The 20,397-nt window shown below is 60.9% G+C and carries 20 protein-coding genes and 1 riboswitch; of the genes, 4 read left to right on the top strand and 16 right to left on the bottom strand.

Features of this window, described 5'->3' with window-relative positions:
- Window positions 1-49: 49 nt before the first annotated feature.
- The 6 genes from GNG29_RS06910 to moaA all read right to left on the bottom strand — a co-directional run bounded on the left by GNG29_RS06910 (window position 50) and on the right by moaA (window position 3,519).
- Window positions 50-757, bottom strand: a complete 708-nt coding sequence (locus GNG29_RS06910) for a Bax inhibitor-1/YccA family protein (protein ID WP_103178769.1) — start codon at window positions 755-757, stop codon at window positions 50-52.
- 58 nt (window positions 758-815) lie between these two features.
- Entirely contained in the window at window positions 816-1,268 is a 453-nt protein-coding gene (gene moaE / locus GNG29_RS06905; protein ID WP_103178768.1) for a molybdopterin synthase catalytic subunit MoaE, read from the bottom strand.
- Window position 1,269: 1 nt separating this feature from the next.
- A complete protein-coding gene (gene moaD / locus GNG29_RS06900) occupies window positions 1,270-1,515 on the bottom strand; it encodes a molybdopterin synthase sulfur carrier subunit (protein ID WP_156654130.1) in 246 nt (81 codons plus the stop codon).
- Window positions 1,508-1,993: a cyclic pyranopterin monophosphate synthase MoaC gene (gene moaC, locus GNG29_RS06895; protein WP_156654129.1), complete on the bottom strand. Its 486-nt coding sequence runs from the start codon at window positions 1,991-1,993 to the stop codon at window positions 1,508-1,510. The genes moaD and moaC overlap by 8 nt, the downstream gene beginning before the upstream one ends.
- A 3-nt stretch (window positions 1,994-1,996) precedes the next feature.
- Complete coding sequence (gene moaB, locus GNG29_RS06890; RefSeq protein ID WP_156654128.1) at window positions 1,997-2,509, bottom strand: molybdenum cofactor biosynthesis protein B; 513 nt, start codon at window positions 2,507-2,509, stop codon at window positions 1,997-1,999.
- Window positions 2,510-2,529: 20 nt separating this feature from the next.
- Complete coding sequence (moaA, locus tag GNG29_RS06885) at window positions 2,530-3,519, bottom strand: GTP 3',8-cyclase MoaA (protein WP_103178764.1); 990 nt, start codon at window positions 3,517-3,519, stop codon at window positions 2,530-2,532.
- Window positions 3,507-3,641: riboswitch (molybdenum cofactor riboswitch) on the bottom strand. Its footprint overlaps the gene before it by 13 nt.
- A 225-nt stretch (window positions 3,642-3,866) precedes the next feature.
- Here moaA and yvcK point away from each other — a divergent pair.
- Window positions 3,867-4,775 carry a uridine diphosphate-N-acetylglucosamine-binding protein YvcK gene (gene yvcK, locus GNG29_RS06880; protein ID WP_103178763.1) on the top strand — a complete coding sequence of 303 codons (909 nt, stop codon included), beginning with the start codon at window positions 3,867-3,869 and terminating at the stop codon, window positions 4,773-4,775.
- Between the two features lie 92 nt (window positions 4,776-4,867).
- On the opposite strand, the gene uvrB is transcribed toward yvcK, so the two are convergent.
- Complete coding sequence (gene uvrB, locus GNG29_RS06875; RefSeq protein ID WP_103178762.1) at window positions 4,868-6,883, bottom strand: excinuclease ABC subunit UvrB; 2,016 nt, start codon at window positions 6,881-6,883, stop codon at window positions 4,868-4,870.
- Window positions 6,884-7,628: 745 nt separating this feature from the next.
- Between uvrB and GNG29_RS06870 the strand changes: the two genes are divergently transcribed.
- The gene (locus GNG29_RS06870; protein ID WP_103178761.1) at window positions 7,629-8,333 is read left to right on the top strand and encodes an ABC transporter ATP-binding protein; all 705 of its coding nucleotides are present in this window, start codon (window positions 7,629-7,631) and stop codon (window positions 8,331-8,333) included.
- Here GNG29_RS06870 and bioD read toward each other — a convergent pair.
- The 4 genes from bioD to bioB are packed head-to-tail and all read right to left on the bottom strand — an operon-like array spanning window position 8,293 to window position 11,923.
- A complete protein-coding gene (gene bioD / locus GNG29_RS06865; RefSeq protein ID WP_168192008.1) occupies window positions 8,293-8,997 on the bottom strand; it encodes a dethiobiotin synthase in 705 nt (234 codons plus the stop codon). The two genes, GNG29_RS06870 and bioD, sit on opposite strands and share 41 nt — an antisense overlap.
- Window positions 8,990-9,745, bottom strand: coding sequence for a malonyl-ACP O-methyltransferase BioC (gene bioC, locus GNG29_RS06860; protein ID WP_156654127.1), 756 nt, complete (start codon window positions 9,743-9,745; stop codon window positions 8,990-8,992). The genes bioD and bioC overlap by 8 nt, the downstream gene beginning before the upstream one ends.
- Entirely contained in the window at window positions 9,729-10,886 is a 1,158-nt protein-coding gene (bioF, locus tag GNG29_RS06855) for an 8-amino-7-oxononanoate synthase (RefSeq protein WP_156654126.1), read from the bottom strand. The genes bioC and bioF overlap by 17 nt, the downstream gene beginning before the upstream one ends.
- Complete coding sequence (gene bioB, locus GNG29_RS06850) at window positions 10,883-11,923, bottom strand: biotin synthase BioB (protein ID WP_103823529.1); 1,041 nt, start codon at window positions 11,921-11,923, stop codon at window positions 10,883-10,885. Before bioB ends, bioF begins: the two co-directional genes overlap by 4 nt.
- Window positions 11,924-11,992: 69 nt before the next feature.
- Here bioB and bioA point away from each other — a divergent pair, with 69 nt between their 5' ends.
- Both bioA and GNG29_RS06840 read left to right on the top strand, forming a co-directional pair.
- Complete coding sequence (bioA, locus tag GNG29_RS06845; protein WP_156654125.1) at window positions 11,993-13,300, top strand: adenosylmethionine--8-amino-7-oxononanoate transaminase; 1,308 nt, start codon at window positions 11,993-11,995, stop codon at window positions 13,298-13,300.
- Window positions 13,301-13,344: 44 nt separating this feature from the next.
- A complete protein-coding gene (locus GNG29_RS06840; RefSeq protein ID WP_103178756.1) occupies window positions 13,345-13,821 on the top strand; it encodes a kinase inhibitor in 477 nt (158 codons plus the stop codon).
- 141 nt (window positions 13,822-13,962) lie between these two features.
- Here the strand turns inward: GNG29_RS06840 and hutH are convergent, their stop codons facing one another.
- From hutH to hutI, 5 genes are all read right to left on the bottom strand, one after another.
- Complete coding sequence (gene hutH, locus GNG29_RS06835) at window positions 13,963-15,483, bottom strand: histidine ammonia-lyase (RefSeq protein ID WP_156654124.1); 1,521 nt, start codon at window positions 15,481-15,483, stop codon at window positions 13,963-13,965.
- Window positions 15,483-17,168, bottom strand: a complete 1,686-nt coding sequence (hutU, locus tag GNG29_RS06830; RefSeq protein WP_156654123.1) for a urocanate hydratase — start codon at window positions 17,166-17,168, stop codon at window positions 15,483-15,485. The genes hutH and hutU overlap by 1 nt, the downstream gene beginning before the upstream one ends.
- A gap of 125 nt (window positions 17,169-17,293) precedes the next feature.
- Complete coding sequence (locus GNG29_RS06825) at window positions 17,294-18,028, bottom strand: histidine utilization repressor (protein ID WP_103178753.1); 735 nt, start codon at window positions 18,026-18,028, stop codon at window positions 17,294-17,296.
- A 44-nt stretch (window positions 18,029-18,072) separates the two neighbouring features.
- Window positions 18,073-19,011, bottom strand: coding sequence for a formimidoylglutamase (gene hutG, locus GNG29_RS06820; protein ID WP_156654122.1), 939 nt, complete (start codon window positions 19,009-19,011; stop codon window positions 18,073-18,075).
- Window positions 19,008-20,231, bottom strand: a complete 1,224-nt coding sequence (gene hutI, locus GNG29_RS06815) for an imidazolonepropionase (protein WP_156655450.1) — start codon at window positions 20,229-20,231, stop codon at window positions 19,008-19,010. The genes hutG and hutI overlap by 4 nt, the downstream gene beginning before the upstream one ends.
- Between the last annotated feature and the right edge of the window lie 166 nt (window positions 20,232-20,397).

Raw genomic sequence — 20,397 nt, 5'->3', positions numbered from 1 at the left:
GCCAGGAAGACCGTAGGCCCGGCAAGCACAGCGCCGCCGGGCATATTACTTAACGACGGTTGCCGAAGATGCGCAGCAGCATCAGGAAAAGGTTGATGAAGTCCAGATAGAGCGTCAGCGCCCCCAGAATGGAGTATTTACGCAGATTAGAGCTGTCGCGCACGTCAATCTGCTCGCCAATGTTTTTCAGCTTCTGGGTGTCATACGCCGTCAGCCCGACAAAGACAATCACCCCGATATAGGTCACCGCCCACATCAGCGCTTCACTCTTCAGCCAGAAGTTCACTAGCGACGCCAGCACGATACCAATCAGCGCCATAAACAGCATGTTGCCAAAGCCGCTCAGGTCGCGTTTAGTGGTGTAGCCGTAGAGACTCATCGCGCCAAACATCCCGCCGGCCACCACAAAGGTGCTGGCGATGGAGGAGTAGGTGTAGACGAGGAAAATACTGGAGAGCGTCAGGCCGGTCAGCGCCGAATAGAGCATAAACAGCGTGGTGGCCATCCCGGCGCTGAGCTTATGCACCAGCCCGGAGAGGACAAACACCAGCGCCAGCTGGGCGATGATCAGGCCAAAGAAGGTGATTTTGCTGGAGAAGACAAACATCATCACCGCAGGGGTATTGGCGGAAAACCACGCGACAAACGCGGTGAGCAGCAAGCCGCAGGTCATCCAGCCATAGACCTGGGCCATATAGGTTTGCAGCCCGGTACGGCTCTGCTGCACGATGGAATCGGAACGGGGAAATCTGTCCATAACATACTCCTTTTTAAGTGGACACACTGTTAAAGCCTAACACATCCCGGCAATCCGGCTACCAGCGGTTGGCGGCTTCCTTGTCGCTGTCGCGGGACTCGACCCAGCGATCGCCCTCCGGGGTCGCTTCGCGCTTCCAGAACGGGGCGCGGGTTTTCAGGTAATCCATAATAAACTCACCCGCCGCAAAGGCGCTGCCGCGATGGGCGCTGGTGACGCCAACGAAGACGATCTCCTCCCCCGGCCACATCTCGCCGATGCGGTGGATGACGGTCACGCGGCCGAGCGGCCAGCGCTGACGCGCCTGTTCAACGATCTCCGCCAGCGCTTTTTCCGTCATGCCGGGATAGTGCTCAAGGGTCAGCGCTTTTACGCTGTCGCCGAGATTATGGTTACGCACCTTGCCGGTGAAGGTGACCACCGCGCCATCTTCGTCACGCTCAGCAAGCCAGTTATACTCCGTGCCGACGTTAAAACGCGCCGGTTCGACCAGGATTTTGGTGTCACTCATCTCAGCCCCCGGTCACCGGTGGGAAGAAGGCCACCTCATCGCCCGGTTTGACCGGATGCGTGAACTCCACCAGCGTCTGGTTTACCGCCGCCAGCAGTTTGCTCGCGTCCAGCGCCAGCGCCCAGCGGTCGCTTTGCGCCGCCAGATGCGACCGCAGCGCTTCGACGTTTTCTACCTCTATATCCAGCGTCAGGCTGTCGGTATTCACCAGCTCGCGCACCTGCGCAAAAAACAGTACTTTAATCATGCTCTTGTGCCCTGAAATCACCCGATTTCCCCCCGCTTTTCGCCAGCAGGCGAACCGGGCCGATAACCATGTCTTTCTGTACCGCTTTGCACATGTCATAGATGGTTAATGCCGCCACGGAGGCGGCAGTTAAGGCTTCCATCTCCACGCCGGTTTTCCCGGTCAGGCGGCACAATGATTCGATGCGCACGCGGTTCTGCTCCGGTTCGGCCCGCAGGTTGACCTCCACTTTGCTGAGCATCAGCGGATGGCACAGCGGGATAAGCTCCCAGGTGCGTTTGGCGGCCTGAATGCCGGCGATCCGCGCCGTAGCGAAGACGTCCCCTTTGTGGTGGCTACCGTCGATAATCATCGCCAGCGTCTCCGGGAGCATGGTGACGAACGCTTCCGCGCGGGCTTCACGCACGGTTTCGGCCTTGGCGGAGACATCCACCATATGGGCTTCGCCCGCGGCGTTAATGTGGGTCAGTTGCGACATAGCTTATTTCTTCAGGTGAGGATGGAAATTACACGGACGCGTGCGGGCATCCAGCTGCGGGGCGATAATGTTTTCCCACGCGGTGCGGCACGCTTTGGTGGAACCTGGCATGGCAAAAATCACCGTGTTGTTGGCGATCCCTGCAACAGCGCGCGACTGTAGGGTCGAGGTGCCAATCTCTTCAAACGAGAGCATGCGGAACACCTCGCCGAAGCCTTCGATCTCGCGATCGAAAAGCGGCAGCAGCGCTTCCGGGGTCTGATCGCCTGCGGTAAAACCGGTGCCGCCGGTGATCAGCACCACCTGGACGTTATCGCTGGCGATCCAGCGCGACACTTCCGCGCGAATGGCGTAGCGGTTCTCTTTGACGATGGCCTTGTCGACGATCTGATGCCCGGCCTCGTGGGCCGCATCGCGCAGCCAGTGGCCGGAGGTGTCATCCTCTTCGCCGCGGCGTTCAGAAACGGTAAGAATAGCAATACGCGTCGGGATAAATTCAGCGCTTACCTGACTCATCTTCTGGTTCCTTGTAGCGATTACCCGCCAATGTATGACAGGTTCTGGGTGATCCCGGTGTTGCCCTGATGCAGGAAGTGGGTCTGTTTTTTGTGCATCAGCGCCTCAGAAATGCGTGCTTGCAGCGCCGCCTGCTGCGCATCATCGGCCAGCAGATCGCGCAGGTCGACGCCGCCATCGCCAAACAGGCAGAGGTGCAGCTTGCCCACCGACGAGACGCGCAGGCGGTTACAGCTGGCACAGAAGTCTTTTTCATACGGCATGATAAGGCCAATCTCCCCTTCGTAGTCGGGGTGGCAAAAGACCTGCGCCGGGCCGTCGCTGCGCTGGCGAAGCTGGTGGATCCAGCCGCGTTTGAGCAGTTCATCGCGCAATACCATGCCGGAGATGTGATGACGGGAGAAGAGGTCGCTGCCCTCGCCGGTTTCCATCAGCTCAATGAAGCGCAGCTGAATGCGGCGGGGCTTGATCCACGCCAGGAAGGTATCCAGCTGATGATGGTTCACATCGCGCATCAGCACGGTGTTGACCTTCACCTTGTCGAAGCCGGCCGCAAAGGCCGCGTCGATACCTTCCATCACCTGGTGGAATTTATCCTGTCCGGTGATGGCATGAAACTGGCGGGCATCCAGACTGTCGACGCTGACGTTGATGGCTGTCAGCCCCGCGTCGCGCCATTGCGCGACATCGCGCGCCAGACGATAGCCATTGGTGGTGACCGCAATCTGGCGGATGGCGTCGTTTTCGCGCACCGCCGCGATAATATCGGTGAAGTCCCGGCGCAGCGAGGGTTCGCCGCCGGTAAGACGGACCTTCTCCGTTCCCATGGCGGCAAACGCGCGCGTGACGCGGCGCACTTCATCCACGGAGAGAAAGCCGTTATTGGTGACGCTGCCAGGCTTATAGCCATCCGGCAGGCAGTAGGTGCAACGGAAGTTGCACACATCGGTAATCGACAAACGCAGGTAAAAAAACTTACGCGCGAATGCATCGGTAAGTTGTGAAGCCATGTACACCTTTCCTGATACGGGAGGCACAGTCATTTCTTCCTGTACCCTGGTGGCAAAAGCGCCACGGCCAGAGCGCCATATCTGTCGACACAGGCGCAAAGGCTAGAGTGTATGTTTTCAATGATGAAAACGTGGTTATGTCGATAGTAGCGTGTTAAAGCGAGTTTCGCTATCGTCGACTTACGCTATATAAAAATGTATATAGCGAGCTAATCGTGCAATTTCGGTTCAGAATACGTCATTATCACATTTTTGCATTGATATACGTCATTTTGCGCGGGTCGCAGCATCGTCATTTAGGAGTAGTTGCGTTACTGTTTACATGTTGGTCTCAATAAGGAATTTTTATGCGCAATCGCACTTTTGCGGATCTTGACCGGGTGGTCGCTCTCGGCGGAGGCCATGGACTGGGCCGGGTCATGTCCTCCCTGTCATCGCTCGGCTCCCGCCTGACAGGGATCGTCACGACCACCGATAATGGCGGCTCAACCGGGCGCATCCGCCGCTCCGAAGGCGGTATCGCCTGGGGCGACATGCGCAACTGTTTAAATCAGCTTATCACGGAACCGAGCGTGGCTTCGGCCATGTTTGAGTATCGTTTTGCCGGTAATGGCGAGCTTTCCGGGCATAACCTTGGAAATCTGATGTTAAAGGCGCTGGATCACCTCAGCGTGCGGCCTCTGGAGGCGATCAATTTAATCCGCAACCTGCTTAAAGTGGACGCCTTTCTCATCCCCATGTCCGAGCTTCCGGTTGATTTGATGGCAATCGACTGCAACGACCATGAAGTGTATGGCGAAGTGAATATCGATCAGCTTGCCCTGCCCCCGAAAGAGCTGATGCTCTACCCCACTGTCCCGGCGACCCGCGAAGCGGTAGAAGCGATTGGTGAAGCGGATCTGATCCTCATCGGCCCCGGCAGTTTTTACACCAGCCTGATGCCGCTCCTGCTGATTAAAGAGCTGGCCCAGGCGCTGCGGCGCACGCCCGCCCCGGTGGTCTATATCGGCAATCTGGGTCGCGAACTCAGTCCGGCCGCCGCCGGGCTTTCGCTGGCCGCAAAGCTGGCGCTGATGGAGCAGTATGTCGGTAAAAAGATCGTCGATGCGGTAGTGGTCGGGCCGAAAGAGGATATCTCAGGTATGGAGGGCCGGGTGGTGGTGCAGGAGCCGCTCGAAGCAAGCGACATCAAGTACCGTCACGACCGGCATCTGCTCCGCGTGGCGCTGGAGAGGGCGATTCAGGCGTTGGGTTAGCTTGTGCGGCCTGTAATGCCCGGTGGCGCTTCGCTTACCGGGCCTACAGGCAGCGTGCCGTTGTTGAGCCGATAAGCGCCACCGGGTACAAACTACGACGCGGCTATGAATAAATCCCGCAGCTGATGCAGCTGGTCGCGGATCTGCGCCGCCTCTTCGAACTCCAGGTTCTGTGCGTGCTGCATCATCTGCCCTTCCAGCTCGTGGATTTTCTGCTGCAGCGCTTTCGGCGTCAGTGCCACGGTATCGGCCTCAACCGGTGAGCGCGACTTGCCGCGACCCTTGGTTTTGGTTTTCGCGATATTCTGTCCGAGCTGCAGGATATCCACCACCTTCTTGTTGAGCCCCTGCGGAACGATCCCGTGCTCTTCGTTATAGCGTTGCTGCTTCTCGCGACGGCGTTCGGTTTCGCCGATCGCTTTCGCCATCGACGGGGTGATCTTATCCCCGTAGAGAATCGCTTTGCCGTTAACGTTTCGTGCCGCACGGCCAATGGTCTGGATCAGCGAGCGCTCGGAACGCAGGAAGCCCTCTTTGTCGGCGTCCAGAATCGCCACCAGCGACACTTCTGGCATATCCAGCCCCTCACGCAGCAGGTTGATCCCCACCAGCACATCGAACTCGCCAAGACGCAGATCGCGGATAATCTCCATGCGCTCCACGGTGTCGATATCCGAGTGCAGATAGCGCACCTTCTCACCGTGCTCTTCGAGGTATTCGGTCAGGTCTTCCGCCATCCGCTTGGTCAGGGTCGTCACCAGCACACGCTCGTTAATAGCCGACCGGGCGCGGATCTCCGAGAGCAGGTCATCTACCTGGGTGGCCACCGGGCGTACTTCGATAATCGGGTCCAGCAGGCCGGTCGGACGCACCACCTGATCCACCACTTCGTCGCCCGACTTCTCCAGCTCGTAGTTACCTGGCGTAGCCGACACGTAGATGGTTTGCGGCGCCAGCGCCTCGAACTCTTCAAACTTCATCGGACGGTTATCCAGCGCCGACGGCAGACGGAAGCCGTACTCCACCAGGGTCTCTTTACGCGCCCGGTCGCCACGATACATCCCGCCAATCTGCGGAATGGTGACGTGGGATTCATCCACCACCAGCAGGCCATCCGCCGGCAGGTAGTCAAACAGGGTTGGCGGCGCTTCGCCCGGCCCACGGCCAGAGAGATAGCGCGAGTAGTTTTCGATACCGGAGCAGTAGCCCAGCTCGTTCATCATCTCGAGATCGAACTGGGTACGCTGGCTGATACGCTGCTCTTCCAGCAACTTGTTATTTTCTAACAGCACCCTGCGACGATCCGCCAGTTCAACCTTGATGTCCTCCATCGCCTGCACGATGCGCTCGCGCGGGGTGACGTAGTGGGTTTTCGGGTAGACCGTGAAGCGCTGAATGGTCGATTCCACATGGCCGGTCAGCGGGTCGAACAGCGACAGCCGCTCCACCTCTTCATCGAAAAGCTCGACGCGCAGCGCGAAGTCGTCCGACTCCGCCGGGAAGATGTCGATCACTTCGCCGCGCACGCGGAACGTGCCGCGCTGGAACGCCTGATCGTTACGGGTGTACTGCAGCTCGGCCAGGCGACGCAAAATGGCGCGCTGATCGATAATCATCCCCACGGTCAGGTGCAGCATCATCTTCAGGTAGAGATCCGGGTCACCGAGGCCGTAGATAGCCGACACCGAGGCCACCACCACCACGTCACGGCGCTCAAGCAGCGCCTTGGTTGCGGAGAGACGCATCTGCTCGATATGCTCGTTCACCGAGGCATCTTTCTCGATAAAGGTGTCCGAGCTGGGAACGTAGGCTTCCGGCTGATAGTAGTCGTAGTACGACACGAAGTACTCCACCGCATTCTCCGGGAAGAACTCTTTCATCTCGCCGTAGAGCTGCGCCGCCAGGGTTTTGTTCGGGGCAAGCACCATTGTAGGGCGCTGGAGATCGGCGATCACGTTGGCGACGGTGAAGGTCTTACCCGACCCGGTCACCCCCAGCAGCGTCTGGTGCGCGAGTCCATCCTCCAGCCCCTCTTTCAGACGGCGAATCGCTTCAGGCTGATCGCCGGAAGGACGGAAAGCGGAATTCAGTTTGAACGGTTTACTCATGAACGGCGACCTGATGATGGTTAATACGGCAGGTGAGTAATTTTACTCCTGATGGCTATTTTTGCCAGTAAATTATACTGGACATAAATCCAGTGGCAACCGCGTCGTTTTGTGCCACCCTGGGTAAGAATCAAACGAAGCTGCACAAAATTTCGGCTGCGACGGGATAAAATTCCATCAACGCACGGTTATCCCCAGAACTTTTTATTTTTTAACATTTGTCAAGGCGAGACGCCGGACTTAAGCGCATTATCGTGACCGTTTAATGACAACGATTGATTTTATTTAACGCATTGATTTAATTTAATCTTTTCAAAAAGACGCGTTTCGCAGCAATTCAGGCGCAGGCCGCGTATTCTCTCGCTTACCTCGCGTTTTCTAACTCTAATGCACATGGTTATCCACAGGAATAGTGGATAACTGCCTCCAGCCCATACGGAGCGTGACTCGGCTAATTCCCGGTTTTTACCCACAGCGCGACGGTAAAAATTTTTTATTGCCCAATTTTGGCGATCTGTTGCCAAAAATTGGATAACGAATTGACGAGACACTGCTCACATTTTGTTCAAATAGTCGCTGCACCAGGCTCACCCTTTGGGGCACCGGGGCAGTGCACGCTTCCTGGCTACCTGCGCTGTTTACTGAGGGGATTCCGAAAAAACGGGGTTTAATCCTCCTTTTCAGGTCGATGGCAAGAGTCTTGCACTGTACCCGAGGTCATCGATGCCTGTTAAGGAGAAACACCATGTTGAGCCTGCGTGCCGTTAATCAGTATTACGGGGATCGCCACACCCTGTGGAACGTCGACCTTGATCTGCCGCCCGGCGTCTGTACCGGGGTGGTCGGACTGCCCGGAATGGGAAAAACCACCCTCGTAAACTGCATCGCCGGCCTGCTGCCTATTGCCAGCGGTACGATGGTCTGGCATGACGCCGGAGCCTCCCCTTGTGAGTGGCTTCCGGGCGCAGAAATTGGCTTTGTCCCACAGGAGAGGCGGATTTTTTCCCAGCTGACGGTAGAAGAGAACCTGCATATCGCGCGGATGGCAAAAGGGAGCGTGGGCGGGTCGGTGAGTAGCGAAATTTTTGAGTTCTTTCCGGAGCTTTACCCGCTACGTCAGCAGCGGGCGTCAGGACTGAACGACGACCAGCAGTACCAGCTGGCACTGGCGAACGCGCTGGTCACCCGCCCTCGCCTGCTGATCCTCGACGAGCCCAGCCGTGGCGCCAGCCCGCTGTTTAGCATCAGGCTGGCGCAGTTGCTGCTCAGGTTTAACCGCGAACTGGGGCTAACGGTGCTGCTCGCCGAGCAGCACCTGTCGCTGATCCGCCGGGTGGCGGAGCGCTTCTGCCTGCTTTACCGCGGGCGAAACGTGGCCCAGGGCCGCGTCAGCGAGCTGGATGACCCGCTTATTGCCCACTGGATGGGGCCGACGGCGCCAGTGCGCTGAGAGAGAGATAACGCCCGATATCCGCCGTGTCGGCCTGCTCGCCAAGCCAGGGGATTTCGCCCAGCAGCGGTGCAGGCAGTACGCGTTTCAGCGTTGCCATGTATTCGCCATGACGTTTGCCGGGGGCTACCACCCCATTGGCTATCCAGCCTGCAACATGCAGCCCCGCCTGGCGGATCGCCTGGGCGGTCAGCATGGCGTGGTTGATGCAGCCCAGCTTCACCCCCACCACCAGGATCACCGGCAGGCGCTCGGCGATTGCCCAGTCGGCGAAGGTCTGCTCCGGGGAGAGCGGCGTAAACCAGCCGCCCGCCCCTTCCACCAGCACCCAGTCGGCCTGGCTTTCCAGCGCGCGTAGCCCGGCTGAAAGCGCACTGAACTCGATGGGTCGTTGCTCTTCCGCGCTGACGATATGCGGCGAGGTGGGCTCCGCGAAGGTGTAAGGGTTCACCGCCTGATAGCTGAGCGCCACGCTGCTGTTGCGCTGTAGCGCCAGCGCATCGCTGTTACGCAGCCCTTCCGCGGTCATTTCGCTGCCCGAGGCCACGGGCTTATACCCGGCGGTGTTGCGGCCCAGCGCCCGTGCCGCCTGTAGCAGGGCGGTGCTGGCGACGGTTTTTCCGACCTCGGTGTCGGTGCCGGTGACAAAATAGCGTTCAGTCACGTTCGATAATCCCATGAAAAAGTTGATAAGAGAGCGGGTATTTGCCATTACGCTGCGGCCAAGCCTGCGCCAGATCCTGCAGCTGTCCCCGGGTTAAGGGCCTGGCGGCCCGCCCGGCATGCAGATGGGTGGCGCCGATCCCCTTCAGGGAGTGCATGGCGCTGAGCGCATCGTCAAAGTGCAGCGTGATGGTCTGGACCGCACAGCGGTGCCGCCAGCCATCGAGGGCATCGTTTACCTCTTCCCGGCTCAGAAAGCGGTTGGTGTGCGGCTGCGTGTCTACCGCCTGCCAGGCCTGCTTCAGCTCCGGCAGGGAGCCGTTCAGCAGCGTGGTAAAGGCCACCCTGCCTCCGGGCTTCGCCACGCGACAGAGCTCCGTCAGCGCCTGCGGCAGGCTGGCGCACCACTGCACCGCCAGATGGCTCCAGACCAGACTGAACTGCGCATCCGCCAGCGGAATGGCTTCGATATCCGCCTGCAGATAGTGGTCGGCCGCCCGGTTGCGGCGCGCTTCCTCCAGCATCGGGGCGCTGAGATCCATCGCCGTCACCACGCTGCCACTTCTGCGCCAGGCGAGGCTGTTGCTGCCCGGGCCACAGCCGGCGTCCAGCACGCTGGGGAAGGCGTTTTCTGCGAGCAGCGCCCGCAGGCCGTCAGCACTTTGCCGCTGGAGCGCGTCGTGGCGGGAATAGCTCTGCGCCGCCCGGCCAAAGGCGGCGGCAATGGCCTGTTTATTCACTTGCGACATGCAGCGCCTCCAGTAACGCGGTGATGTCTGCCGCTTCATGGGCCGCCGTCAGGGTCAGGCGTAAGCGCGCCGTGCCCGCCGGTACGGTAGGCGGACGAATGGCCGTCACCCAGATCCCCTTCTCTCTGAGGGTCTGCGCCAGATGCAGGGCGCGCGCGTTTTCGCCCACAATCAGCGGCTGAATGGCGCTTTGCGAGGCGGTGATCTCAAGCGGAAGGCCGCTCACGCCTGCGCGGAACTGGCTGATAAGCGTCGAGAGCCGCTGCCGCCGCGCCTCCCCTTCGTCGCTGCGAATAAGATTAAAGGCTGCCAGTAATGCCACCGCCTGGGCAGGGGGCATGCTGGTGCTGTAGATGAGATGTCGGGCAAACTGCAACAGATAATCAGCCACCGGGTCGCTGCACAGTACCGCTGCGCCGCTGATGCCAACGCCTTTGCCAAAGGTGACCACCAGCAGCTCGGGTTTGACGCCCAGATGTGCCGCACTGCCGCGCCCTTCTGGCCCGGTAACGCCAATCCCGTGAGCATCGTCCACCAGCAGCCAGCTGCCCTGACGCCGGGCCACAGCATGGATATCGACCAGCGGGGCGCTGTCGCCATCCATGCTGAAGATCCCCTCGGTCACCACCAGCTGCTGGCCCTCGCAGGGTATATCCAGCAGCGAAGCGAGCTGAGCGGCATCGTTATGGGCGAAGCGCCGGAGCTGGGCCGGGCTGTGACTGGCCGCTTCCAGCAGGGAGGCGTGGCTTAAGCGGTCGGCCACAATGCGATCGTCCTTGCCGGTCAGGGCAGCAATCAGCGCCTGATTGGCAGCAAAGCCGGAGATAAACAGCAGCGCCCGGGGGTAGCCGAGCCAGTCGGCGAGCTGCTCCTCCAGCGCCTGATGCGCGCGGGTATAGCCGCTGACGTGGCCGGAGCCGCCACTGCCCACGCCATACTGCTCCGCCCCCTGTTGCCAGGCGCGGATAAGGGCCGGATGCTGGCTCAGGCCGAGATAGTCGTTGCTGGAGAAATTAGAGTAGCGCCGCTGGTCGCAGGTGAGAAAACGGCCTGCGCCGTTCTCCACCGGGGTGCGCACGCGCAGCGCCTCTGCCGCCCGACGGGCGTCGAGGGCGGCATCAATACGTTGCTGCCAGGTCATAGCGTCGCCGCGTTATAGAACTGGTCGGTATCGGCGTTGAAGAGCTGCTGTTCCAGCTGGTGCTGCTGTTCGTTATCGCCGGTGAGAACCGCGGTCTGCTGCGGATTAAGCCCCAGCTTGCGGAACAGCTGGACATCTTTGTCCTCTTCCGGGTTCGGGGTGGTGAGCAGTTTGCAGCCGTAGAAGATAGAGTTGGCCCCGGCCATAAAGCACATCGCCTGGGTCTGCTCGTTCATCTGCTCGCGGCCCGCCGAGAGGCGCACATAAGAGGTTGGCATCATCACCCGCGCCACCGCAATGGTGCGGATGAAATCAAAGGCGTCAACGTCGTCGTTATCGGCCAGCGGAGTGCCCTTCACCTTCACCAGCATGTTGATCGGCACGCTTTCCGGCGGGGTCGGCAGGTTCGCCAACTGCAACAGCAGACCGGCGCGATCGGTGACCGTTTCGCCCAGCCCCACGATGCCGCCCGAGCAGACCTTAATGCCCGCCTCACGCACTTTATCCAGCGTGTCCAGCCGCTCCTGGTAGGTACGGGTGGTGATGATATTGCCGTAGAACTCCGGGGAGGTGTCGAGGTTGTGGTTGTAATAATCGAGCCCCGCCGAGGCCAGGCGCTGCGCCTGGCTGTCATCCAGCGTGCCGAGGGTCATGCAGGCCTCCAGCCCCATCGCCTTAACGCCCTGTACCATCTGTTCGAGGTAAGGCATGTCGCGCTCGTGCGGGTTTTTCCACGCCGCGCCCATGCAGAAGCGGGTCGACCCGGCGTTTTTCGCCTGACGCGCCGACTCCAGCACCTGCTCCACCTCCATCAGCCGCTCGGATTCGAGGCCGGTTTTGTAGCGCGCACTTTGCGGGCAGTATTTACAGTCTTCCGGGCAGGCGCCGGTCTTGATCGACAGCAGCGTACTGACCTGAATCTGCTGCGGATCGAAATGCTGACGGTGGATCTGCTGCGCTTCAAACAGCAGTTCAAGAAGGGGTTTTTCAAATAATGCAGTGACTTGCGACATTGTCCAGCGAGTCTGGTGAGCCATGGGGCATCTCCAAAGGGGTTTAGTTCAGCGTGGTTTCGGTTTATGCTTGTAAACCTAAATGTTTTCAAAATGGTTTACAAGTCGATTATGACAACGGACGATCTCGCCTTCGATCGGCAACATATCTGGCATCCTTACACCTCCATGACCCAGCCCCTGCCGGTTTATCCGGTGACGGAAGCCCACGGCTGCGAGCTGACGCTGGCCAACGGCGAACAGCTGGTAGACGGGATGTCCTCATGGTGGGCGGCCATTCACGGCTACAATCACCCCCGGCTGAACAGCGCGATGAAAGCGCAGATTGACCGCATGTCGCACGTGATGTTCGGCGGGATCACCCATCCTCCCGCGGTAGATCTCTGCCGTCGGCTGGTGGCAATGACCCCCGACGCGCTGGAGTGCGTGTTCCTGGCCGACTCCGGCTCGGTGGCGGTGGAGGTGGCGATGAAAATGGCGTTGCAGTACTGGCACGCCAAAGGCGAATCCCGCCAGCGGTTCCTCACCTTCCGTAACGGCTATCATGGCGACACCTTCGGGGCGATGTCGGCCTGCGATCCCGACAACTCGATGCACAGCCTGTGGAAGGGCTACCTGCCGGAGAACCTCTTTGCCCCGGCGCCGCAGAGCCGCTTTGACGGCGAGTGGGATGAGAAGGATATGGTCGGCTTTGCCCGCCTGATGGCCGCCCATCGCCACGAGATTGCCGCGGTGATCCTTGAGCCCATCGTGCAGGGTGCCGGCGGCATGCGCATCTACCATCCCGAATGGCTGAAGCGCATCCGCAGGATGTGCGACCGGGAAGGTATCCTGCTGATTGCCGACGAGATTGCCACCGGCTTCGGGCGCACCGGTAAACTGTTTGCCTGCGAGCACGCGGGGATTACGCCGGACATTCTCTGCCTCGGCAAAGCCCTGACCGGCGGCACCATGACCCTCTCCGCCACCCTCACCACCCGCCTGGTGGCCGAGACCATCAGCAACGGCGAGGCGGGCTGCTTTATGCACGGTCCGACCTTTATGGGTAACCCGCTGGCCTGCGCCGTCGCCAGTGAAAGTCTGGCATTGCTGGAGAGCGGCGAGTGGCAGACCCAGGTGGCCGCCATCGAAGCCCAGCTGAAGGATGAACTGGCGACGGCGCGGGAGGCAGAATGTGTCGCCGACGTGCGGGTGCTGGGGGCCATTGGCGTCGTCGAAACGACTCACCCGGTGAACATGGCGGCGCTGCAACGCTTCTTTGTGGCGCGCGGCGTCTGGGTGCGGCCGTTCGGCAAGCTAATCTATCTGATGCCGCCGTATCCGATCAGCCGTGACCAGCTCAGCAAGCTGACCGCCGCGGTGGTGGATGCCGTTCAGGAACCTGCGCACTTTACGATCTAGTTTATGCGTTACACTTCTGGCTGAGCTTATTACGGAGGAACAGTATGAAACTCATCAGTAAGGATCTGCGCGACGGCGATAAACTCCCGCTGCGCCACGTGTTTAACGGTATGGGCTATGAGGGAGATAACATCTCTCCGCATCTGGCGTGGGACGAGGTGCCGCCGGGCACCAAAAGCTTTGTCGTGACCTGTTATGACCCGGACGCCCCTACCGGCTCCGGCTGGTGGCACTGGGTTGTCGCCAATATCCCGGCCGATATCCGCGTGCTGCCGCAGGGGTCAGGCTCGTCGCTGGTGGCGCTGCCGGAGGGTGCCGTAGAGACCCGCACCGATTTTGGCAAAGCGGGATACGGCGGCGCGGCACCCCCTAAGGGCGAAACCCATCGCTATATCTTCACGGTGCATGCGCTGGATGTGGAAAGGATTGAGGTAGATGAGGAGGCGAGCGGTGCAATGGTGGGCTTTAACGTCCATTTCCACACCCTGGGAAGTGCCTCCATCACGGCGATGTATTCATAAAAAAGCAGTCCCGGAAACCGCACAAAACCGTAGGCCCGTGCAAGCGCAGCGCCGCCGGGCATTTGCCGGGTGGCGGCTTCGCCTTACCCGGCCTACGTTGGCATTTGTAGGCCCGGTAAGCGTAGCGCCACCGGGCGTGTATTACAGGAAGGCCGGTAACATCGCCGCCAGACTCCCTTTCTTCAGCAGATCCATCGCTGCATCAATGTCCGGGGCGAAGAAGCGATCATCATCATAGTGCGCCACCTGCTCCCGCAGGATATGACGCGCCTGCTCCAGCAGCGGGCTGGAGGTGAGGCCATCACGCAAATCGCAGCCTTGCGCTGCCGCCAGCCACTCGACCGCCAGCACGCCACGGGTATTACCCGTCATCTCCCATAAGCGACGGCCTGCTGCCGGGGCCATTGAGACATGGTCTTCCTGGTTGGCGGAGGTGGGCAGACTGTCCACGCTGTGCGGGTGCGACAGCGCCTTGTTCTCGCTCGCCAGCGCCGCGGCGGTGACCTGGGCAATCATAAAGCCGGAGTTCACCCCGCCATTGCGCACCAGGAACGGCGGCAGCTGGGACATATGTTTATCCATCATCAGCGCGATACGGCGTTCAGAGAGCGCGCCGATCTCGGCAATCGCCAGGGCCAGATTATCCGCCGCCATCGCCACCGGTTCGGCATGGAAGTTGCCGCCGGAGACCACCTCACTTTCCGCTGCGAAGACCAGCGGGTTATCGGAGACGGCATTGGATTCTACCAGCAGGACCTCTGCCGCCTGGCGCAGCTGGGTCAGGCAGGCGCCCATCACCTGCGGCTGACAGCGCAGGGAGTAGGGATCCTGCACCTTGTCGCAGTTATGATGCGAGTCGGCAATGGCGCTGGTGTCGGTCAGAACGTGGCGGAACAGCGCCGCGGCGTCGATCTGCCCGCGCTGGCCGCGCACCTCGTGGATGCGGGCATCAAACGGACGCCGGGAGCCGAGCACCGCTTCGGTGGTCAGCGCCCCGCAGACCACCGCCGAGGCAAAGAGATCTTCAGCTTCAAACAGACCGCGCAGGGCAAAGGCGGTGGAGGCCTGGGTGCCGTTCAGCAGGGCCAGCCCCTCTTTCGCCGCCAGCGTCACCGGGGCCAGCCCCGCTTTTTGCAGGGCGGTGGCGGCCGGGAGCCATTCGCCACGGTAGCGGGCTTTGCCTTCGCCGAGCAGGGTCAGAGACATGTGCGCCAGCGGCGCCAGGTCGCCGGAGGCACCCACCGAGCCTTTGGCCGGGATCCACGGGTAGACGCCCGCATTGACCATGGCAATCAGCGCCTCAATCACGCTCAGGCGGATGCCGGAGAAACCGCGCGCCAGGCTGTTGATCTTCAGCACCATCATCAGGCGCACCATGTCATCATCCAGCGGCTCGCCCACGCCCGCCGCGTGGGACAACACCAGCGAACGTTGCAGGTTTTCCAGATCGTGGGTGGCGATGCGCGTCTGCGCCAGCAGGCCAAACCCGGTGTTAATGCCGTAGGCGGTGCGCCCTTCTGCAACAATGGCTTCCACGCAGGCGACGCTGTCGTTAATCGCCTTATGGGCCGCCTCATCGAGCGTCAACTGGTGCGGCTGCTGCCAGATCTGGCGCAGCTGGGCCAGGGTCAGGGAGCCGGGCGTCAGGGTTAAGGCGTTCATTAGTGCTTTCCTTGTGTGGCCGCGATCATCGGCAGGTTGAGTCCCTGCTCTTTCGCGCAGTCGATGGCAATGTCATACCCGGCATCGGCATGGCGCATAACGCCTGTCGCCGGATCGTTGTGCAGGACGCGGGCAATACGGGCCGCGGCTTCATCGGTGCCGTCGCAGACGATCACCATCCCGGCATGCTGGGAGAAGCCCATGCCCACCCCGCCGCCGTGGTGCAGCGAGACCCAGGTGGCGCCGCTGGCAGTGTTGAGCAGCGCGTTCAGCAGCGGCCAGTCGGAGACCGCGTCGGAGCCGTCCTGCATCGCTTCAGTTTCGCGGTTCGGGCTGGCAACCGAGCCGGAGTCGAGATGGTCGCGACCAATGACGATGGGCGCGGAGACTTCACCGCTGCGCACCATTTCGTTGAAGGCCAGGCCCAGCTTCTGGCGCCACTCCAGCCCAACCCAGCAGATCCGCGCCGGCAGTCCCTGGAAGTTGATGCGCTCGCGGGCCATGTCCAGCCAGTGATGGAGGTGCTCATCATCGGGAATGATCTCTTTCACTTTGGCGTCGGTTTTGTAGATATCCTCCGGGTCGCCGGAGAGGGCCACCCAGCGGAATGGGCCAATCCCGCGGCAGAACAGCGGACGGATATAGGCCGGGACAAAGCCCGGGAAGTCGAAGGCGTTGGTCACGCCCATCTCTTTCGCCATCTGACGGATGTTGTTGCCGTAATCGAAAGTCGGTACACCCTGCTGGCTGAAGGCCAGCATCGCGTTAACGTGGTCAGCCATGGAACGCTTCGCCGCCAGCACGGTGCCTTCCGGATCCTGCTGCGCTTTCTGCTGGTACGCTTCCCAGCTCCAGCCTTTTGGCAGGTAGCCGTGCAGCGGATCGTGGGCGCTGGTCTGGTCGGTGACCAGGTCCGGGCGCACGCCGCGCGCCACCAGTTCCGGTAGGATCTCGGCGGCGTTACCGCACAGGGCAATGGAGACGGCCCGTCCCTCGGCGGTATATTTCTGGATGCGCGCCAGGGCGTCGTCAAGCGTTTCGGCCTGCTCATCAACGTAGCGGGTCCGCAGACGGAAATCGATGCGGCTCTGCTGGCACTCAATATTCAGGGAACAGGCCCCCGCCAGCGTTGCCGCCAGCGGCTGTGCGCCGCCCATACCGCCCAGGCCTGCGGTGAGCACCCAGCGGCCTTTCAGGGAGCCGTTATAGTGTTGGCGGCCTGCTTCGACAAAGGTCTCGTAGGTCCCCTGGACGATGCCCTGGCTGCCAATGTAGATCCAGCTGCCGGCGGTCATCTGGCCATACATCGCCAGCCCTTTCGCATCCAGCTCGTTAAAGTGTTCCCAGGTGGCCCAGTGCGGCACCAGGTTGGAGTTGGCGATCAGCACGCGCGGGGCGTTTTCGTGGGTTTTGAACACGCCGACCGGTTTGCCGGACTGTACCAACAGGGTTTCGTCGCTTTCCAGTTCAGTAAGCGCGGCGACAATGGCGTCATAGCACGCCCAGTTGCGCGCGGCGCGGCCAATCCCGCCATAGACCACCAGCTCGTGAGGGTTCTCCGCCACGTCGGGATCGAGGTTATTCATTAACATGCGCAGCGGGGCTTCGGTGAGCCAGCTTTTGGCAGTCAGCCGGGTGCCACGTGGGGCGCGGATCTCTTGCTGGCGAAACTTACCTGACGACATTGTGTGCTCCTCATAGGGGACAGAATATACAGTAAGATATACTTGTATAGACAAGTGCACACAAGAGCGGTTTTAACAATTACGATACATTTTTGTTATATTGCGTCAGCAATCACGCTTTTCGCTTATGACATAAAATGGCCCTGCAGCCGGTAGCGGTTGCCGGGGAAGAGCAGCCGGGCATGGGAGACGATGTGGGAGGCTGACCATGTGCGGCGGTGGATCAGCAGGCAGGGGTCGTGCTCCTTGATGCGCAGCAGTTCGCACTCCTTCGGCGTGGCCCGCACCGCCTCGACGATATGCTCCCCTTCCGTCAGCGGCGCAACCCGCGACAGATAAGCATGGGGCGTGGTGGTGGTGTAGTCCTGCTGAAGGTAGTCCGGCACCAGTGCGGCATTGACGCAGCGATCCTCTATCTGCACCGGGACGTCATTTTCATAGTGCAACATCAGGGAGTGAAAGATGCGCGATCCCTCTTTGACGTTCAACGCTACCGCCTGGGCGGCGCTGGCCTGCGTCTCTTCGAGGAACTGCACTTCACACCGGTGCTGATGGTTGCGGGAGGCGATCTCATCGGCAATGCTGCGGATCTCAAACAGCGCTGACTGCCCTTTTGGCTCGGCAACAAAGGTGCCGACCCCCTGCAGGCGCACCAGCAGTCCCTCATCGGTCAGCTCCCGCAGCGCGCGGTTGATGGTCATCCGGCTGAAGCCGAACTGGGCCACCAGCTCCGCCTCGGAGGGGATACGATCGTGGGGACGCCAGACGCCGGTGGCGATTTGATGGCTGATCGCCTGCTTGACCTTTTCATAGAAAGGGGCTGGCGCACTGGCCTGCTGCTGCGGGGCGCGAGAGAACATAGCAATTCCTTAAGCCGTCATAAAAAATCGAGTATATACAAGCTTTATGCCCACCAGTGAGCGATTTGCCACGCCAGCCGTGCGGCGAGCTTCGCCCCCTGACTGTCACGATCGAAGCCGGGACTGAACTCAACCAGATCGGCCGCCTGCAGTTTGCCGCTGCGACAGATCCGCTCGATAACCGGGAGCAGATCACGGGCGGGAACCCCCAGCGCGGCGGGGGCCGACACGGCGGGCATCTCCCCGGCAGGCATCACGTCGAGATCGAGGGTCAGGTAGACACGATCTGCCTGTTCCAGAAGCGTTGTGAGCGCGTCAAGCGCCTGCTGGCGGAAATCGAGATCCTCCACCAGCGTAACGTTAAGGCGCGCAGCCTCATCCCACAGCGCCTGGGTGTTGGCCGCCCGGCTGACCCCGAAGCAGGCATAACGAAACTCACGCTGCTGTTGTGCGCAGTAGAGCGCCAGCTGGCGGAACGGTGTCCCTGAGGTCGCCTGGCGGGCATTTCGCAGATCGAGATGCGCGTCGAGGTTGATGATTACTACACGCTCGCCGGCAAAGGCATCCAGCACGCCGCGGCCATGGGCCCAGGCGGTTTCATGCCCGCCACCGAACACCAGGGTGCGCATCCCGCCCCGCTGACAGGCGGTGACCGTCTCGCTCAGCGCCTGCTGGGCCGCCTCCAGCGCCTCCCCTTCCACGCGGATGTTGCCGATATCGGTCAGCCGCTCGTGACCCTGATGACTGGCCATGTTCGCCAGCGCCCGGCGTATTACGTCCGGCGCCTGTGCGGCACCGGTTCGGCCCTGATTGCGCCTGACCCCTTCATCGCAGGCGAAGCCAATCAGGGCGATACCGTCGCCGGTCGGCGTTGGCGTGTCGCTAAGTTGCACGGTCTGGAACAGGCGCAGCGCGTTGCTGGCCTCGCTGCTGTCGTCGCGACCCTGCCAGACCTCAGGTGAAACCGGCTGCCATAGGTTCATTTTACTTTTCCTCTGAATACGCGCTGATAAAGCGGGTTACGACCCGGCTCATAGACCATCTCAACCGGGTTTTTCGCATCCCAGATGGCCAGATCCGCCACAAACCCCGCCTTCAACTGGCCATGGGTGTCGCCGCGCCCCAGCGCCCGTGCCGCGTGCCGGGTTACCCCTGCCCACGCCTCTTCCGGGGTGAGACCAAACTGCACGCAGGCCATGTTCATCGCCAGATGCAGGCTGGCGAACGGACTGGTGCCCGGGTTGTAGTCCGTGGCGACCGCCATCGGTATCCCCCGCTGGCGTAACCGCGCAACCGGCGGGCGCTGTCGCTCCTGTAAAAAGTAAAATGCGCCGGGGAGTAACACCGCCACGGTGCCGCTCTGCGCCATCGCGTCGACACCAGCCTCGTCGAGATATTCAATATGATCGGCGGAGAGCCCATGGTAACGACTCACCAGCGCAGTGCCGCCGAGACTGGAGAGCTGCTCAACGTGGCCTTTAATGGGGATGCCCAGCGTCTGCGCCGCCTGGAACACCCGCTCGCTCTGTTCGGGCGTAAACCCGACATTTTCGCAGAAGACATCCACAGCTTCGAAGAGCCCTTTTTCCCACAGTGCAGGCAGCATATGCTGGCAAACATGGTCGATGTAGGCATCCGGATCGTGGCGATACGCCTTCGGCACGGCGTGGGCCGCCAGCAGCGTCGGGCTGATCTCCACCGGGTTGGTCTGTGCAAGACGCCGGGCCACGCGCAGCATCTTCTCTTCGGATTCGTCATCCAGGCCGTAACCCGACTTTATCTCGAGGGTGGTGACACCCTCGCGCATTAAGCGCTGCAAGCGCTGCTGCGCAAGCTGTTCGAGCTGCTCAGGCGTGCTCTCCCGGGTGGCAGTGACCGTGGCGTTAATCCCGCCGCCCTGAGCGCTGATGGTCTGATAGGAGACGCCGTTGAGTCGCTGCTCCCATTCGGCGGCACGATCGCCACCAAACACCAGATGCGTATGGCAGTCGATCAGGCCCGGCGTCACCAGCCGCCCCTGTAAATCGATGGTGTTGGGCAGATCCTCCGGCAAGTCAGATTCCGGCACGATGGCCAGGATGGTCTCACCGCGCACAATCAATGCCCGGTTTTCCAGCAGGCCATAGGCTGTGCCGTGGTCGGGATCCATTGTCGCGAGGCGCAGGTTACGCCAGATTAGGTCGTCGGGATGAAGTTGCAGCATCGGGCTTCCGCTTGTCATGAGTTGTATAGACATTTATTTTCATTCCTGTCGCCCTGTCAATCGGCTTTACCGAAATTGTTATTTATTTGTGACAACTTTCCCGCTAAGCACGGGAAGAAAAAGTAACTTTTTTGCACTCAACTAAAAGTTTCAGCAGTATTTTTAG

It is taken from the genome of Leclercia sp. Colony189, from assembly GCF_009740165.1.
Taxonomy (GTDB): Bacteria; Pseudomonadota; Gammaproteobacteria; order Enterobacterales; family Enterobacteriaceae; genus Enterobacter.
Note: the sequence above shows the minus strand (reverse complement) of the source record. Positions and strands in the feature narration are given on the sequence as shown.